Origin of the sequence: Chelatococcus sp. XZ-Ab1, from assembly GCF_029309855.1 — a bacterium.
Lineage (GTDB): Bacteria > Pseudomonadota > Alphaproteobacteria > Rhizobiales > Beijerinckiaceae > Chelatococcus_A > Chelatococcus_A sambhunathii.
In genome coordinates, this window is the sequence record NZ_JARKII010000013.1 from 56,839 (window position 1) to 73,174 (window position 16,336).

Genomic DNA, 16,336 nt, shown 5'->3' on the forward strand with positions numbered 1-16,336 from the left:
AGCCCCGGTTCCATTTCCAGGGAGGCATCTTGAATGCTTAAATTCGGCACTCTCATCGGCACGGCGCTCGCAGCTGCGGCGCTTGCCATCGCGCCCGCGTCGGCGCAGACCGTCCTTCGTTCGGCGGACGTCCACCCCGACGGCTATCCCACCGTCGAGGCCGTGAAATACATGGGCTCCCTGCTCAAGGAGGCCACTAACGGGCGGTATGACATCAAGGTCTTCGTCTCCGAGCAGCTCGGCAGCGAGAAGGACACGATCGAGCAGACGCGCTTCGGCGTGCTCGACCTCAACCGCGTCAACATGGCGCCGTTCAACAACCTCATCCCGGAAACGGGCGTGCTGTCGCTGCCATTCCTCTTCCGTTCGGTCGACCACATGCACAAGGTTGTCGACGGGCCGATCGGCGACGAGATCCTGAAGGCTTTCGAGGCGCATGACCTCGTCGGGCTCGCCTTCTACGATTCCGGCGCACGCAGCCTCTACACGACGAAGAAGCCGGTGCGCAGCCTCGATGACGTGAAGGGGCTCAAGATCCGCGTGCAGCAGTCCGACCTCTTCATCGGCATGGTCAAGGCCATGGGTGGCAATCCGACGCCGATGCCCTACGGCGAGGTCTATTCGGCGCTGCAGACGGGCGTCATCGACGGGGCCGAGAACAACTGGCCGAGCCTCGAGAGCTCCAAGCACTTCGAGGTGGCGAAGTTCTACACGCTCACCGAGCACTCCCTGTCGCCGGAGGTGCTGGTGATGTCGAAGAAGGTGTGGGACAAGCTCTCGCCTGAGGATCAGGCCGCCTTCCGCGACGCGGCGAAGAAGTCCGTCGTCAAGATGCGCGAGCTCTGGCAGGCGCGCGAGAAGAAGTCTGAGGAGATCGTACGGCAGGCCGGCGTCGAGGTGATCACCATCGACAAGAAGCCGTTCGAGGAAGCGATGAAGCCCTTCTACGCCTCCTTCGTGAAGGATCCCAAGCTGCAGGCGCTGGTGGAGAAGATCCGCGCGGTGCAGTGACAACGTCGGTGGATCACTCCGTCCGGGCCATGGATCCGGACGGAGTGGAAGCGCCGGCCCCCGACCGCACACCGTCATGCCCGCGCTCGTCGCGGGCATCCACGCCGTGACGCTCGCGCAGATTGAAGGCGCGGATGGCGACGGCAATGCGTATACGCATTGCCGGCCATGATGGGCGAAGAGGGGTCTCAAGCACCCACGTCGTAGCTTGTGACGAACGGCAAGATCGTGGATGGCCGGGACAAGCCCGGCCATGACGAGCCATAAATGTCGTTCCCAAGCCCCTTTTTAGATACCGGACCGCCATCGGACCGCCCATGACATCCATCCTGACATCCCTGCATCGCCTGCTGCGCGTCCTGTCGACGGTGGCGCTCTGGCTTTCCGCCGCCGGGCTCGTGGCCATGACCGCCGCCGTTGCCTGGCAGGTCTTCGGCCGCTACGTGCTCAACGACACGCCGAGCTGGACGGAGCCGATCTCGCTCCTCCTGATGAGCTGGTTCATCCTGCTCGGGGCGGCTGTGGGGGTGCGCGAGAACTTCCACCTCGGGCTCGACATCGTGCGCTTCTTCGCGCCTGACCGGATGGCACGATTCATGGACGGCATCAGCCTCGTCGCCATCACGGGCTTCGGCATCGCCATGGCGTGGTTCGGCTTGACGCTCGTCGTCGGGACCTGGTCAGCTACCATCCCGGTGCTGGGAATTCCCGGCGGCATCGACTACCTGCCGCTCGTCGTCGGCGGCGGGCTCATCGCCCTTTTCGCCGTCGAGCGGCTCGTCGGCATGATCGCCCACCCGCGCGAAGACATCGTGGCCGCCAAGACCGCCGCGGATCTGGAGGCGCACTGATGGAACTCTGGGTCCTCTTCGGCACGTTCTTCGGCCTGCTCGTCCTCGGCACGCCGGTGGCCTTCTGCCTCGGCATCGCGTCGCTGGCGACTGTGCTTTACATGGGAATGCCGCCGTTCGTCGTCTTCCAGCGGCTCAACTCCGGCATCAACGCCTTTGCGCTGATGGCCATTCCCTTCTTCGTCTATGCCGGCGACCTCATGGTGCGCGGCGGCATCGCCGGCAAGCTGGTGCGCCTCGCGGCCGCCCTCGTCGGCCACCTGCGCGGTGGCCTCGGGCAGGTCAACATCGTCGCCTCCACGCTCTTCGGCGGCGTCTCCGGCTCGGCAGTTGCTGACGCCTCGGCGGTCGGCGGGCTGATGATCCCGCAGATGCGCGAGCGCGGCTATGCCGCCGACTACGGCGTCAACGTCACGGTGACCTCGGCCATCATCGCGCTGATGATCCCGCCCTCGCACAACATGATCATCTATTCGATGTCGGCGGGCGGGCGCATCTCGATCGCCGACCTCTTCACCGCCGGCATCATCCCCGGGCTGCTGCTTGCTGCCGCCCTCATGGTGGCCGCCTATGTGGTTGCCCGGTGGCGCGGCTATCCGGCCGGGGTCTTCCCGGGCTGGGGCGCCATGCTGCCGATCCTCGTCGGGGCGGTGCCGGGCATCCTGCTCATCGGCATCATCTTCGGCGGGGTGCGTTCGGGCGTCTTCACGGCGACCGAGAGCTCATGCATCGCCGTCGTCTATGCGGTGGCGGTCACGGTACTCGTCTATCGCGAGATGGGCTGGCGCGACTTCGTCGAGGCGACGCTGGGCGCCGTGCGCACCACGGCGATGGTTCTGCTCGTCATCGGCAGCGCCGCCTCCTTTGGCTGGCTGCTGGCGCTTCTGCAGGTGCCGACGGCGATGGTGGAGGGCATGCGTGCGCTGTCCGACAATCCCATCGTCATCTTCCTCCTCATCAACCTCATCCTGCTGGTGCTCGGCTGCTTCATGGACATGTCGCCGCTGATCATCATCACGACACCGATCTTCCTGCCGGTCGTCACCGCCTTCGGCATGGACCCGGTGCATTTCGGCGTCATCCTGGTGCTCAACCTCGGCATCGGCCTGTGCACGCCGCCGGTCGGATCCGTGCTTTTCGTCGGTTGCGCCGTCGCTCGCATCGGCATCATGCAGGCGGTCAGGACCATCTGGCCCTTCTACGGGGCGTGTTTCGCCGTGCTGATGCTCGTCACCTACGTGCCGTCGCTGTCGCTGTGGCTGCCGGCCCTCTTCCGGTAACGATGCGAGAACCGTCCGAAAACGTGTGTGTACAAACGAAAACTGTCTTGCAGGTGGCCCGGCGTGGTGAAACCATGCCGGGCCCAACCGATCCGAGACGGTCATGTCTATCCGAGACGTCCTTGAAGCCGTTCGAGACCGCCGCGATGAGCTGGCCGCCCTTACGGCTGACCTGATCCGCATCCCGACCGTCAACCCGCCGGGGGAGAACTATCGCGACTGCGCCGAATTCGTCGGCGAGCGGCTCCGCCGGCGCGGCTTCGACATCGCCTATGTCCGCGCGGAGGGAACGCCCGGCGACAGCGACCGCTATCCGCGCTGGAACGTCATCGCGCGCAAGGAGGGCGCCCGGCCGGGTCCCTGCGTCCATTTCAATTCCCATATCGACGTCGTCGAGGCCGGGGCGGGCTGGACGCGCGACCCCTTCGGCGGCCAGATCGAGGACGGCAAGGTCTACGGCCGCGGTGCCTGCGACATGAAGGGCGGGCTCGCAGCCTCCATCATCGCGGCCGAGGCCTTCATCGATCTCATGCCCGGTTTTCCCGGCGCCATCGAGATCTCCGGCACGGCCGACGAGGAATCGGGCGGCTACGGCGGCGTTGCCTATCTCGCGGGCAAGGGCTTCTTCTCGAAGCCGCGTGTCGATCACGTCATCATTCCCGAGCCGCTCAACAAGGACTGCATCTGCCTCGGCCATCGCGGCGTGTGGTGGGCGAAGATCGAGACGAAGGGCCGCATCGCGCACGGCTCCATGCCCTTCCTCGGTGATTGCGCCGTGCGCCACATGGGCGCGGTCCTCAATGCCTTCGAGTGTGAGCTCATCCCGGCGCTCGCCGCGCGCCGCACGGCGATGCCCGTGATCCCGCCGGGCGCGCGCAGCTCGACCCTCAACATCAATTCCATCCACGGCGGGCAAGGCGAGGACCATGACGGCCTGCCGTCGCCCTGCGTGCCGGATTCCGCGCGCATGGTCATCGATCGCCGCTTCCTCATGGAAGAGCGGATCGAGGACGTGAAGGCCGAGGTGATCGGCATCCTCGACCGGCTGGCCAGGGAGCGGAAGGACTTTGCCTATGCCATCGAGGACCTGTTCGAGGTGCAGCCGACGATGACCGACCGCGAGGCGCCCGTGGTGCAGGCCGTTGCGGGCGGGATCCGCGAGGTCATGGGCCAGGAGCCGAGCTATGTCGTCTCGCCTGGCACCTACGACCAGAAGCACGTCGATCGCATCGGTCGGTTGAAGGACTGCATCGCCTATGGTCCGGGCATTCTCGACCTGGCGCACCAGCCGGACGAATATGTCGGCATCGACGACATGGTCGATTCGGCGAGGGTCATGGCGCGCGCCTTGCATGAGCTTCTGGAGGGTGGCGGCAAGGCGTGAGCGTGTTGTGCACCCGCCGTCATGCCCGCACTTGTCGCGGGCATCCACGCCCTGCAGCCTGCGCAGAAGGCGTGGATGGCAATGCAGCGCGGATACGCGCTGCGCTTACGGGAAGTGTCGCAAGTCGGGCAAGCCCGCCTTGCGAGGACGAGCCCGGCGATGACGAAAGGCGTGCCTGGCATGATATCGACAACAAATGACCTTGCGACGAAGGAGGGGCCGGAATGTATCGCCGTCTGATGCAGCATCTGGTGAGGGGGACGGCCGCTGTCGCCGTATCGGCCGGCATCCTCCTTGGCACGCCGGCCTTGGCGGCGCGGACGGACGTCATTCTCGGCATCCGGCTCGAGCCGCCGCATCTCGACCCGACGGCGGGCGCCGCGGCGGCGATCGCGGAAATCGTCTACAACAACGTCTTCCAGGGCCTGACGCGCATCGACCGCGACGGGACGGTGAAGCCCTCGCTCGCCGAGCGCTGGGAGGTGTCGGAGGACGGCAAGGTCTACACCTTCCACCTGCGGCAGGGCGTGAAGTTCCACGACGGCACGACCTTCGACGCCGAGGACGTGAAGTTCTCGCTCGACAGGGCGCGCGCGGCCGACAGCGTCAACCCGCAGAAAGGCCTTTTCGAGCCCATCGACACCGTCGAGGTGGTGGACCCGCAGACAGTGCGGATCACGCTGAAGCGCCCGAGCGGCAGCCTGCCGTTCAACCTCGGCTGGGCCGCCGCCGTCATCGTCGCGCCCGAGAGCGCCGCCGACAACAAGACGGCGCCGGTCGGCACCGGTCCCTTCAAGCTCGCCGAATGGGTGAAGGGCGACCACGTCACGCTGACGCGCAGCGACGGTTATTGGGGCGAGCCCGTCGCCCTCGAGAAGGCGACCTTCAAGATCATCGGCGACCCGACCGCCTCCTTCGCGGCGCTGATGGCCGGCGATGTCGACGCCTTCCCGATCTTCCCCGCGCCGGAGAACGTGCCGCAGTTCGAGGCCGACCCGCGCTTCACGGTCGTCGTCGGCGACACCGAGGGCAAGACCGTGCTTGCCATGAACAACGGCAAGGAGCCCTTCGACGACATCCGCGTGCGCCGCGCCGTCTCCCACGCCGTCGACCGCAAGGCGCTGATCGAGGGCGCCATGTACGGCTACGGCAAGCCCATCGGCTCGCATTTCGCGCCGCAGGACAAGGGCTATGTCGACCTCACGGGCAAGTATCCGTTCGATCCAGAGAAGGCCAAGGCGCTTCTGAAGGAGGCGGGGGCGGAGAACCTCTCCGTCCGGCTCGTGCTGCCGCCGCCGGACTATGCCCGCCGCGGCGGCGAGGTGCTGGCGGCGCAGCTGCGCAACGTCGGCATTTCGGTCGAGATCGTGCCGATGGAATGGGCGCAGTGGCTGAGCGAAGTGTTCCGCAACAAGAACTTTGACATGACCGTCGTGAGCCACGTGGAGCCGCTCGACCTCGATATCTATGCCCGCGACGACTATTACTTCGGCTACAAGGACCCGGACTACCGCGCGCTCTACGAGCGTTTCGTCGCCTCGACCGACGAGAGCGAGCGGCTCGCGCTCCTCGGCCAGTTGCAGGAAAAGCTGGCGGACGACGCCGTCAACGCCTGGCTGTTCCTCCTGCCCAAGATCGGCATCTGGGACGCGCGGCTCGAGGGGCTGTGGGAGAACACCCCGGTGCCGGCCAATGACCTGACGGAAGTCAAGTGGCGCGAGTAGCAGTGATCTCGGTCGTGTCCGGCTCCCCGCTCGCGGCGGCTCCTTCTCCATCTCCCCACCGCAAGCGGGAGGAGGGGGACAGCGTTGTTCGTGTCGCTGACGTCCGCTCGCGAAGCGAAGTAGTCGGACGTCTGTCGATGGCGACGTTCAGGTGGGGCTGACCTGAATGCTCGTCTATCTCGCCAAGCGCCTCGCCTCGCTCGCCGCGACGCTGGTCATCGCTTCGCTCGTCATCTTCGCGGTGATGGAGGTGCTGCCCGGAGATCCCGCCGAGATCATGCTGGGGACCAATGCGCGGCCGGATACGCTTGCGGCGCTCAGGGCCGATTTCGGCCTCGACCGGCCCGCGCCGGAGCGCTATGCGGCCTGGGTGGCAGGTTTCGTCCAGGGGGACCTCGGCCGCAGTTATACCTATTCGGTGCCTGTCGGCGAGCTTGTCGCGCAGCGCCTGTGGGTCAGCCTTCCGCTCGCCGCCATCTCGCTGCTTCTCACCGTCCTCATCGCCGTGCCCGTCGGCGCGCTCGCGGCGACGCGGCGCAACGGACCGGCCGATGTCGGCATCATGGCGGCGACGCAGGTCGGCATAGCGGTGCCGAACTTCTGGTTCGCGATGCTGCTCGTCTTCATCTTCGCGGTGAGCCTCCGGCTCCTGCCCGCCGGCGGCTTTCCCGGCTGGGGGGCGGGCCTGTGGCCGGCGGGGCGTTCGCTCATCCTGCCGGCGGTGGCGCTCGCTCTGCCGCAGGCGTCGATCCTCGCCCGCGTGATGCGCTCCTCCCTCATCGACGCGCTCGGCGAGGACTACGTGCGCACCGCCCGTGCCAAGGGCCTGAGCCGGAGCGAGGTGGTGCGCCGGCATGCGCTGCGCAACGCGCTCATTCCCGTGCTCACCATCATGGGCCTGCAGTTCTCCTTCCTGCTCGCCGGCACCATCATCATCGAGAATGTCTTCTTCCTGCCGGGCCTCGGCCGCCTCGTCTTCCAGGCCATCACCCAGCGCGACCTCATCGTGGTCAAGAGCATCGTGATGCTGCTCGTCGCGAGCGTCGTCATCGTCAACTTCCTCGTCGAGGTGGCCTATGCCGCCGTCGACCCGCGCCTGAGGAGGCGGGCATGAGCGCGACCATGGCCCCTGGCCGGCGCCGCCTCGCCATCCGCGCGCTCGGCCACCCGAGCTTCCTCCTGGGGGCCGCGATCTCGCTCGTCGTCGCCGCCATGGCGCTCCTGTCCTTCGTGTGGACGCCGCACGACCCGACGGTGCTCGACATTGCCCGCAAGCTGCAGCCGCCCTCGGCGACGCACTGGCTCGGCACCGACCAGTACGGCCGCGACGTCCTGTCGATGATCATGCACGGGGCGGTCACGTCGATGGCCGTGTCCTTCGTGGCGGTGGGCATCGGGCTCGGGCTCGGCGTGCCGCTCGGGCTTCTGGCGGCCGCGCAGCGCGGCATCGTCGGCGAGGCGGTGATGCGGGCGAACGACTTCGTCTTCGCCTTTCCGGCGCTCATCATCGCCATCATGCTGCGCGACATCTTCGGCCCCGGCGCCGTCAACGCCATGGTCGCCATCGGCATCTTCAACGTGCCGGTCTTCGCGCGGCTCGCCTATGGCGCGGCGCTGCCCCTGTGGACCCGCGAGTTCGTCATGGCGGCGCGTGTCGCCGGCAAGGGCGGCGGGCTCATCACGCTCGAGCATATCCTGCCCAACATGCTGAGCCTCGTCATCGTGCAGGCCACCATCCAGCTCTCGCTCGGCGTGCTGGCCGAGGCGGCCCTCTCCTATGTCGGGCTCGGCGTGCAGCCGCCGGCGCCGAGCTGGGGGCGCATGCTCAACGAGGCGCAGACGCTGATGGCGCTCGCGCCGCGCCTTGCGCTGGTGCCCGGCCTTGCCATCGTCGTCACGGTGATGGGCCTCAACCTCCTCGGCGACGGGTTGCGCGACCTGCTCGACCCGCGCCTTGCCCGGGAGCGCTGAGCGATGGCCATGTTCAGCGTCGAGGGGCTCGACCTTTCCATCTACGGCCTGCCGATCCTCAAGGGGGTCTCGCTCTCGGTGGGCGAGGGCGAGATCCTCGGGCTCGTCGGCGAATCCGGTTCCGGCAAGTCCATGACGGCGCTCGCGGCGATGCAGCTGATGCCGCGCGGTGCCAGCGCGACGGGCCGCATCCTGCTCGACGGCGAGGATCTTCTTTCCAAGAGCGAGGTGCAGATGTGCGCCTTGCGCGGGCGCGACATCGGCATGATCTTCCAGGAGCCGATGACGGCGCTCAATCCGCTGAAGACCATCGGCGCGCAGGTGGCGGAGTGCTTTGCCCAGCACCTCGGCGCCCGGCGCGCCGAATGCATGGCCTGGGCCGGGCAGGCGCTGGAGCGTGTCGGCCTGCCGCCCTCGCGCTTCCCGCTCGACCGCTATCCGCACGAGCTCTCCGGCGGCCAGCGCCAAAGGGTCGTCATCGCCATGGCGGTGGCGCTGAAGCCCAAGCTCATCATCGCCGACGAGCCGACGACGGCGCTCGACGTGACGACGCAGGCGCAGATCCTCGAACTGATGCGCGAGCTGGTGGCCGAGGAGGGCATCAGCCTCCTCATGATCACGCACGACCTTGCCGTCGTCGCCGAGATGGCCGACCGCGTCACCGTGATGCGTTACGGCGAGGTGGTAGAGGAGGGCACGACGGCGGCCTTCTTCTCCGGCATGCGGCATCCCTATTCGAAGGCGCTGCTGGAAGCGTCGACTCACGTGCCGGCAAGGCGCAAGTTGACGGCGCCACCGATCCTCCCCCGTGAGGGGGAGGTGGCGCCGCATAGCGGCGACGGAGGGGGCGGCGCGGCTGCCGTCGAGGGCACTGCTCCCAGCCCGGACCCCACCCGTCTCGCGCCGAGAGGCGCGAGCCACCCTCCCCTGAAGGGGAGGGATCAGCCGTATCCGTCACCCTCTCGCGGAGAGGAGGGACCAGGCACTCCTATCCTTGTTGCGCAGTCCGTCGTCCGTGAATATCGCGGCCGGCGCCGGTCGCTCTTCAGCGCGCCCGAGAAGCGGCGCGCCGTCGATGCCGTGAGCCTCGCCGTCCGGCCGGGCGAAAGCGTCGGGCTCGTCGGCGAATCCGGCTGCGGCAAGTCGACCCTCGCGCGCACGCTCATGGCGCTGGAGCCGCCGCAGGGCGGAGCCGTGCTGTTCCGCGGCCGCTCCTTGGCCGGTTTCTCGGCCGCCGATCTCACCGCCATGCGGCGGGCCGTGCAGGTGGTGTTCCAGGATCCCTATGGCTCCTTCGATCCGCGGCACAAGGCCGGCCGGCTCGTCGCCGAGCCGCTCCATCTCCTGCGTGGGGAGATCGACGCAGCGGAACGCAACCGGCGCATCGCCGCGGTGCTGCGCGATGTCGGCCTCAAGCCGGAAGATGCGGACAAATATCCGCACGAATTCTCCGGCGGGCAGCGCCAGCGCCTCGCCATCGCAAGGGCGCTCATCACGCGGCCGTCGCTCATCATCCTCGACGAGCCGGTGTCGGCGCTCGATGTCTCCATCCGCGCCCAGGTGCTCGACCTTCTCGCCGACCTGCAGGCCGAGCACGGGCTCGCCTACCTCTTCATCTCGCACGACCTCACGGTGGTGCGGGCCATCACCGACCGGGTGCTCGTGATGCGCGCCGGCCGGATCGTGGAAGAGGGGCCGACGGCGGAGGTGTTCGCGGCGCCGCGGCACGCCTATACGCGCGAGCTTCTCGCCGCCGCGCCCGACCTCTCCCGGGCGCTCGCGGCGCGAGCCATGCGCCCGGCGTGGGAGAGTCCGGCGGCGGGCGAGGTCCCCTCTGGCGGCTGAAGCGGCGATAGCTCTTTGCGATTCAATTAAATTGGAAAGAGCGTCTATCTTTTTGAGAATAGAGCATTTTCTTCGCCGAACCGGTATCCACTTCGGCGGAAAATGCTCTAGAACAGCGTCAGCGACAGATCAGCGAACGGATGAACGAGATGACCACTGCCTTTGCGACCGACCGCGTCCTCATCGCCGGCGAATGGCGGGCGCCGGCGAGCCGCGAGACGCTTCCCCTCGTCAATCCTTCCGACGGCAGCGAACTGGCGCGCATCGCCGCCGGCGGCGCCCGCGATGTCGATGCTGCCGTCGGCGCGGCGGAGGAGGCCCTGTCCGGCGCCTGGGGGCGAATGACGGCGACCGAGCGCGGGCGCGTCCTTTCGGCCATGGGGCGGCTCGTGGCCGAGAAGGCGGACGAACTTGCCCGGCTCGAGGCGCTCGATGTCGGCAAGCCGCTGAAGCAGGCGAAGGCCGATGCGCTGGCGCTGGCGCGCTACCTCGAGTTCTACGGCGGCGCGGCCGACAAGGTGCACGGCGAGACCATTCCCTACCTCGACGGCTACACGGTGCTGACCCTGCGCGAGCCGCACGGCGTCACCGGCCATATCGTGCCATGGAACTACCCGATGCAGATCATAGGCCGCTCGGTCGGCGCAGCGCTCGCCATGGGCAATGCGACCGTGCTGAAGCCGGCCGAGGAAGCCTGCCTGACGGCGCTCGCCTTCGCCTATATTGCTGAGGAGGCAGGGCTGCCGGCCGGGGCGCTCAACGTGGTGCCGGGCACGGGCGAGGCCGCGGGGGCGGCGCTCTCGGCGCATCGCGGCGTTCATCACCTCTCCTTCACCGGCTCCGTTGCGACGGGAGCGCTCGTGCAGGCCGCCGCGGCGAAGAACGCGGTGCCGGTGACGCTCGAGCTCGGCGGCAAGTCGCCTCAGGTCGTCTTTGCGGACGCCGACCTCGACGCGGCGCTGCCCTTCCTCGTCAATGCCGGCATCCAGAACGCCGGCCAGACCTGCTCGGCCTCCTCGCGCATCCTCGTCGAGCGCGTCGTCTTCGACGAGGTGGTCGCGCGCATGGCGGAGCGCTATCGGGCGCTGAAGGTGGGACCTGCGCTGGCGGACCTCGATGTGGGCCCCATGGTCTCGGCCCGGCAGAAGGAGATCGTCGAGCGCTATATCGGCATCGCCAGGGCCGACGGCCTCGCCATCGCCGGCGAGGGTGGCATCGTGGCGGATGCGCCGGCCGGCGGCTGCTACGTGCGGCCTACGCTCGTCGCCAATGTGTCGGGCGACCACAGGTTGGCGCAGGAGGAGATCTTCGGACCGGTGCAGGTCGTCATCCCCTTCGAGGGCGAGGAGGAGGCCGTGCGCATCGCCAACGGCACCGACTTCGGCCTCGTCGCCGGCGTGTGGACGCGCGACGGCGGCCGCCAGCTGCGCATGGCGCGGGCGCTCAAGTCCGGCCAGGTCTTCATCAATAACTATGGCGCAGGCGGCGGCGTCGAACTGCCCTTCGGCGGCGTCAAGCGCTCCGGCCACGGCCGGGAGAAGGGATTCGAGGCCCTCTATGGCTTTTCGGTGCTGAAGACGGTGGCCATCCTGCACGGCTAGGCGGTCAATAGGGCTGGTTGAAGGACGGCATCACGCATCGTGAAAATCCGTGTTGCGCGATGCCGTCCTCGCTGCTCCGCGGGCGCGCGTCACCTGCCGGTCGATGGGTGCGGCGTTGCCGCAGCCCGGATTCGTTCATTTCATCCGGGGGCATTTCCGGGATTGTTGGCGCCGGCTCCCGGGTTGGCGGCGTTTGCGGGATTGGCCGCGTTGCCCGCGCCGATCCCGGGATTGGCCGGGTTCACGGCAAGGTGCTGCTGGCCGGGCGGGAGCTGCTGGATGGTCTGGGTGAGACCTCGCGTCCAGGCATCGGCCTGGGCGGCAATGCTCTGTCCCGGCAGGTGCGTTCCGGGCATGTATCCGCGCTCCGGGGCGATCTTGGGGGGATTTGGCATGGTCGAATCTCTATTCATGCAAATGTCGGGTGTTGCCAATCTGTGAAATAGAGGTTTCTGCAAGTTCTGTCTGTTCTCGATATGGAAATTGCAGGTGCGGAGATCAGTTAAATTCGGAATATATATTTATATTATACGTGCCATGTGCATTTCATGGCGCGACCTTTGTTTCAACTTCCCTCAAGCGCCCGGTGGCGCTCGGGCCGTGATCAATCCGTAAACACCACCGTGCGCTGGCCGTTGAGGATGACGCGGTCCTCGAGGTGGTAGCGCAGGGCCCGGGCGAGCACGCGCCGCTCAATGTCGCGGCCCTTGCGCACGAGGTCGTCCGGCGTATCGCGGTGACTGATGCGCTCCACGTCCTGCTCGATGATCGGACCCTCGTCGAGGTCCGAGGTGACGTAGTGGGCCGTCGCCCCGATGACCTTCACGCCGCGCGCATGCGCCTGGTGATAGGGCTTGGCGCCCTTGAAGCCGGGCAGAAACGAATGGTGGATGTTGATGCAGCGCCCCGCGAGCTTGGCCGCGAGACCGTCGGACAGCACCTGCATGTAGCGGGCAAGCACGACGACCTCGGCCCCAGTCTCGCGGATGAGCTCCCACAGACGGGTTTCCTGCTCGAGCTTCGTCTCCTTCGTCACGGGCAGGTGGTGGAAGGCCGCGCCGTCGAAATCGAGCGAGCCATAGGTTTCGCGCGGGTGGTTGGCGACGACGGCCACGAGATCCATCGGCAATTCGCCGAGGCGCCTGCGATAAAGCAGGTCGACGAGGCAATGGTCGAACCTGGAGACGAGAATCATCACGCGCCGCTTCTCCGCCCGGTCGCGCATCGTCCAGGTCATGGCGAAGCGCTCGGCGACCTCCGAAAAGCTCTTCCTGAGGTCCTCCAGCGTCGGGGCACCGTTCAGCGGGTTGAAGACAACCCGCATGAAGAAGCAGTTGCTCTGCGTGTCGTCGAACTGCTGCGCGTCGAGGATGTTGCATCCCGATTCGAAGAGATGGGTCGAGACCGCCGCAACGATGCCGGGGCGGTTGGCGCAGGACAGGGTGAGGACATAGTGCGGCTGTGACATGGCCGCCCTTTTGAGCCTTTTTCCGGAATCTGCAAGGGCTATGGCGTCGCAGCACCACAGAATTTCGCCGCACGATCAGTCTTGGCTATTGGCGATCGTTCTGATTTGATAAAAGATAGATTAAAATTTAAATCAAAACAGCATTCACGGATCCGACTTCCTCGATACGGGTGACAGGCATGGCCGATATCGGACATCTGCGAGAGGGGATCGACCGATCCCGACCGACCCGAAGGGCCGCGGCCGAAGCGGCAAGGCAGACCGCAACGCGCGACAGGGAGGGGCCACCGCGCACCGATATCGGCACCATCTTTCTGCACTGGCTCGTCGCTATCGCGATGGTCGTGAGCCTGCTGACGGGCCTGCGCATCTCGGCCGATGCGCCCGAGGCAGTGCTCTCCAAGGCGCTGGAACCCATCCTGCCTCAGGGGGAAATCTGGACGGTCCACTTCGTGGCCAGCCTCGTCCTCTTCTTCTCCGCGACGGCCTATGCGCTCTACATGCTGCGCAGCGGCCTGCGCCATCGGGTGGCACTGAAGAAGACGCGAGCGCTCGTCATGCCGGCAGCCAGCCGCCTGCGCTGGGGTGCCGTCAACGTCATCCTGCACTGGGTGGTCTACGGGCTCGTCGCCATCCTGACGGCGACGGGCATCGCGCTGTACATCGGCTACGGTGGCTGGATCGTCGCGGTCCATGCCGCGAGTGCCATTGCCGTGCTGGCCTACATCTTCATTCATGTCGTCGCGCATTTCCTCTATGGCGGATGGCCGCAGATCCTGCGGCTGTTCCGGCCGACGCGGCTCATGGCCAACAGCGGCATGAGGGCCCGGCCCCTGCTGACGGCGGTCCTCGTCGGCGTGCCGGTCGCGGGGGCCATTGCCGCCTTCGACTGGGGCACGCGCGATACGCTGACGGTCGGCGCAGTGGATGATCCGCCGACGCTCGACGGCGTACTCGACGATGCCGCCTGGCGGAGGGCCGGCCCGGTGCGCATCCGCACCCAGCAGGGCGCCAATCTCGGCGGCAGCGGCGAATCGCTCGTCGAGGTACGGGCGGTCCGGGATGCCAACAACATCTACTTCGCCTTCCGCTGGCAGGATCCGACGCGCTCGCTGCGCCGCCTGCCGCTCATCAAGCGGGAGGACGGCTGGCACCTCATCCACGATCACGCCGACATCGCCGATGTGATGAATTTCTATGAGGACAAGCTGTCCGTCATCTTCTCGCGCTCGCAGGCCTTCGGCGGCGGCGCCTCCACCCATCTCGGCCCGCAGCCGCTTTCAGACAAGCCGGGCGCGCTCAACAACCGCGGCCTGCATTACACGACCGACGGCAGCTATATCGACATGTGGCAGTGGAAGGCTTCGCGCGGCGGGCTGCTCGGCCGGGTCGACGACCAGTTCATCGGCCCGCCGATCGAGCCGAAGGAGGCGGACTGGAACAAGACGGCCCGCTATCAGGGCGGCTACACCGGCGATCCGGGCAAGGCCTTCTATGTCTACAACTATGTCTCCGAACCGCCGGGCGGCTATCGCGGCCCCGTCCAGCTGAAGCGCCTGCCGGCCGATTACCGGCAGACCGCCGCCAAGCTCAAGACCTTTGACCTCGACCCGGACAGCAGCGACAGCGAGGGTGCTCAGTGGTGGATGATGGAGGCGGAGACCGTCCCCTATTCGCCGGAGCTCGACGCCGCCATCCCTGTCGGCACGGTGATCCCCGGCGTGCTCATCATGGGCGAGTACAGCGGCGACCGCGCCGACATTGTCGGCGCTGCCCGCTGGTCGGACGGCTGGTGGACGCTGGAAACCAGGCGCGCGCTGACGACAGGCAGCAAATACGACGTCGATTTCGTGCCGGGCGAGCCGTTCTACATGTGGGTCGCCGTTTTCGACCACACCCAGACCCGGCACACGCGCCACGTGCGCCCCGTCAAGCTGGTCATCGAGTGATGCGCCTGCTGCGCGGCGCGGACCCGTGTTGTGCCGCGCCTGCGAGGCGGATGCCGCGCCAGAGGTGAGACATGGCAAGCAAGTGCAATCTGACGGTCAATGGACGCACGGTTCGGGCCAGCGTCGGCGAGACGCTGGTCGATGCGGCCATGGGGGGCTGGATCGCCGTGCCGCACGACTGCTGCTCGGGGCAATGCGAGACCTGCCGCGTGCGCGTCGTCTCCGGGTCGGTCGACGACCAGGGCACCGGGGAGGGCGACACGGTGCTCGCCTGCCAGGCGACGCTCGAAGGCGATGCGGTCATTACCTATGACGAGGTGCCGGAGGCGACCAAGCGCGCGGGCCAGGTGGCGGCGATGCGCGCCCTCTCGCGCGACGTGGTGGAAGTGATCGTCGAGCTGCGCAGCCCGCTCGACTATCTGCCGGGGCAATATGTGAGCGTGACCTTCGCCGGCTTTCCGCCGCGCGACTACAGCCCGACCCTGCGCTGGGACGGCACACGCGCGGCGCACGAACTCGTCTTCCACATCCGCATGCTGCCGGACGGCATCGTCTCGTCCGAGCTCGGCCGCAGCATCACGCCCGGGCACCGGGTGGATGTGCGAGGGCCATTCGGCCATGCCTTCTTCCGCCGCGGCGACGGGCTCATGGTGCTGGTCGCCGGCGGAACCGGCTGGGCGCCCATCTGGGCCGTGGCGCACGAGGCGGTGCGGGCCCGGCCGCGCCGCGACATCATCGTCATCGTCGGCGCGCGCGACCATGACGGGCTCTACATGCGCCAGTCGCTCGACTGGCTGCGCGACCATGGCGCGCGCGAGGTCATCGCGACATCGCGGCAGGGCGGGGGTGGGCTCGTCCGCTCGGGACGGCCGACGAATTATCTGCCGCTGCTGGGGCCGTCAGACATGGTCTATGTGGCGGGAGCGCCGGGGCTGGTCGATGCCGTCAAGCTGAAGGCGCTGTCGGCCGGTGCCTTCTGCTTCGCCGACCCCTTCCTGCCCAGCCAACAGCGCATGTCCTTCATGGACAGGATGGCGCGGCTCCTGCGCACGCCCGGCCGCACACCTGTGCCGCAGGATGCCGGCCTGTTCGCTCCGCAGATGGCGGGAGCGGACGACGCCGGCCGCGTGCCGGCCGCACGGCCGGCCAGCCGGCCCGCGGCACGGCGGCCGCTGCAGGAGACGCTGTTCGCCGCTCGGCGGCTGATGCGTCGGGAGTAGGCCAATCGCACATCATGGCTCGTTCCGACGGA

Annotated in this window: 13 protein-coding genes; 11 read left to right on the plus strand and 2 right to left on the minus strand. The window is 67.5% G+C overall.

The features are described 5' to 3' along the window. The first annotated feature begins 33 nt into the window (after positions 1-33). The 9 genes from P2T65_RS17840 to P2T65_RS17880 all read left to right on the plus strand — a co-directional run bounded on the left by P2T65_RS17840 (position 34) and on the right by P2T65_RS17880 (position 11,667). Positions 34-1,011 (plus strand): TRAP transporter substrate-binding protein, encoded by a 978-nt coding sequence (locus tag P2T65_RS17840; RefSeq protein WP_055458022.1) that lies wholly within the window; start codon positions 34-36, stop codon positions 1,009-1,011. 317 nt (positions 1,012-1,328) lie between these two features. Next, a complete protein-coding gene (locus P2T65_RS17845; protein ID WP_276200405.1) occupies positions 1,329-1,862 on the plus strand; it encodes a TRAP transporter small permease in 534 nt (177 codons plus the stop codon). Continuing rightward, the gene (locus tag P2T65_RS17850; RefSeq protein ID WP_063185233.1) at positions 1,862-3,142 is read left to right on the plus strand and encodes a TRAP transporter large permease; all 1,281 of its coding nucleotides are present in this window, start codon (positions 1,862-1,864) and stop codon (positions 3,140-3,142) included. The genes P2T65_RS17845 and P2T65_RS17850 overlap by 1 nt, the downstream gene beginning before the upstream one ends. A gap of 103 nt (positions 3,143-3,245) precedes the next feature. Then, positions 3,246-4,526: an acetylornithine deacetylase/succinyl-diaminopimelate desuccinylase family protein gene (locus tag P2T65_RS17855; RefSeq protein ID WP_276200406.1), complete on the plus strand. Its 1,281-nt coding sequence runs from the start codon at positions 3,246-3,248 to the stop codon at positions 4,524-4,526. 224 nt (positions 4,527-4,750) lie between these two features. Beyond that, the gene (locus tag P2T65_RS17860) at positions 4,751-6,250 is read left to right on the plus strand and encodes an ABC transporter substrate-binding protein (protein ID WP_276200407.1); all 1,500 of its coding nucleotides are present in this window, start codon (positions 4,751-4,753) and stop codon (positions 6,248-6,250) included. A gap of 166 nt (positions 6,251-6,416) precedes the next feature. Next, positions 6,417-7,364 (plus strand): ABC transporter permease, encoded by a 948-nt coding sequence (locus P2T65_RS17865; protein ID WP_276200408.1) that lies wholly within the window; start codon positions 6,417-6,419, stop codon positions 7,362-7,364. Next, positions 7,361-8,221, plus strand: a complete 861-nt coding sequence (locus tag P2T65_RS17870; RefSeq protein WP_276200409.1) for an ABC transporter permease — start codon at positions 7,361-7,363, stop codon at positions 8,219-8,221. Before P2T65_RS17865 ends, P2T65_RS17870 begins: the two co-directional genes overlap by 4 nt. A 3-nt stretch (positions 8,222-8,224) precedes the next feature. Next, a complete protein-coding gene (locus P2T65_RS17875) occupies positions 8,225-10,066 on the plus strand; it encodes a dipeptide ABC transporter ATP-binding protein (protein ID WP_276200410.1) in 1,842 nt (613 codons plus the stop codon). Between the two features lie 140 nt (positions 10,067-10,206). After that, positions 10,207-11,667: an aldehyde dehydrogenase family protein gene (locus P2T65_RS17880; RefSeq protein WP_096335325.1), complete on the plus strand. Its 1,461-nt coding sequence runs from the start codon at positions 10,207-10,209 to the stop codon at positions 11,665-11,667. A 140-nt stretch (positions 11,668-11,807) separates the two neighbouring features. On the opposite strand, the gene P2T65_RS17885 is transcribed toward P2T65_RS17880, so the two are convergent. Together P2T65_RS17885 and purU are read right to left on the minus strand one after the other, a co-directional pair. Next, a complete protein-coding gene (locus P2T65_RS17885) occupies positions 11,808-12,023 on the minus strand; it encodes a hypothetical protein (RefSeq protein WP_063185224.1) in 216 nt (71 codons plus the stop codon). Between the two features lie 248 nt (positions 12,024-12,271). Then, positions 12,272-13,135: a formyltetrahydrofolate deformylase gene (gene purU / locus P2T65_RS17890; protein ID WP_055458030.1), complete on the minus strand. Its 864-nt coding sequence runs from the start codon at positions 13,133-13,135 to the stop codon at positions 12,272-12,274. 179 nt (positions 13,136-13,314) lie between these two features. Between purU and P2T65_RS17895 the strand changes: the two genes are divergently transcribed. Then, positions 13,315-15,084 (plus strand): ethylbenzene dehydrogenase-related protein, encoded by a 1,770-nt coding sequence (locus P2T65_RS17895; protein WP_055458031.1) that lies wholly within the window; start codon positions 13,315-13,317, stop codon positions 15,082-15,084. Positions 15,085-15,155: 71 nt separating this feature from the next. Beyond that, on the plus strand, positions 15,156-16,304 hold the full coding sequence (locus tag P2T65_RS17900) for a 2Fe-2S iron-sulfur cluster-binding protein (RefSeq protein ID WP_055458032.1): 1,149 nt from the start codon (positions 15,156-15,158) through the stop codon (positions 16,302-16,304). The last annotated feature ends 32 nt before the right edge of the window (positions 16,305-16,336 follow it).

What these genes read in the sequence shown, in the direction of transcription:
- P2T65_RS17840 (WP_055458022.1), top strand. Translation starts at nt 34, where the DNA reads ATGCTTAAATTCGGCACTCTCATCGGCACGGCGCTCGCAGCTGCGGCG.
- P2T65_RS17845 (WP_276200405.1), top strand. Translation starts at nt 1,329, where the DNA reads ATGACATCCATCCTGACATCCCTGCATCGCCTGCTGCGCGTCCTGTCG.
- P2T65_RS17850 (WP_063185233.1), top strand. Translation starts at nt 1,862, where the DNA reads ATGGAACTCTGGGTCCTCTTCGGCACGTTCTTCGGCCTGCTCGTCCTC.
- P2T65_RS17855 (WP_276200406.1), top strand. Translation starts at nt 3,246, where the DNA reads ATGTCTATCCGAGACGTCCTTGAAGCCGTTCGAGACCGCCGCGATGAG.
- P2T65_RS17860 (WP_276200407.1), top strand. Translation starts at nt 4,751, where the DNA reads ATGTATCGCCGTCTGATGCAGCATCTGGTGAGGGGGACGGCCGCTGTC.
- P2T65_RS17865 (WP_276200408.1), top strand. Translation starts at nt 6,417, where the DNA reads ATGCTCGTCTATCTCGCCAAGCGCCTCGCCTCGCTCGCCGCGACGCTG.
- P2T65_RS17870 (WP_276200409.1), top strand. Translation starts at nt 7,361, where the DNA reads ATGAGCGCGACCATGGCCCCTGGCCGGCGCCGCCTCGCCATCCGCGCG.
- P2T65_RS17875 (WP_276200410.1), top strand. Translation starts at nt 8,225, where the DNA reads ATGGCCATGTTCAGCGTCGAGGGGCTCGACCTTTCCATCTACGGCCTG.
- P2T65_RS17880 (WP_096335325.1), top strand. Translation starts at nt 10,207, where the DNA reads ATGAACGAGATGACCACTGCCTTTGCGACCGACCGCGTCCTCATCGCC.
- P2T65_RS17885 (WP_063185224.1), bottom strand. Translation starts at nt 12,023, where the DNA reads ATGCCCGGAACGCACCTGCCGGGACAGAGCATTGCCGCCCAGGCCGAT.
- purU (WP_055458030.1), bottom strand. Translation starts at nt 13,135, where the DNA reads ATGTCACAGCCGCACTATGTCCTCACCCTGTCCTGCGCCAACCGCCCC.
- P2T65_RS17895 (WP_055458031.1), top strand. Translation starts at nt 13,315, where the DNA reads ATGGCCGATATCGGACATCTGCGAGAGGGGATCGACCGATCCCGACCG.
- P2T65_RS17900 (WP_055458032.1), top strand. Translation starts at nt 15,156, where the DNA reads ATGGCAAGCAAGTGCAATCTGACGGTCAATGGACGCACGGTTCGGGCC.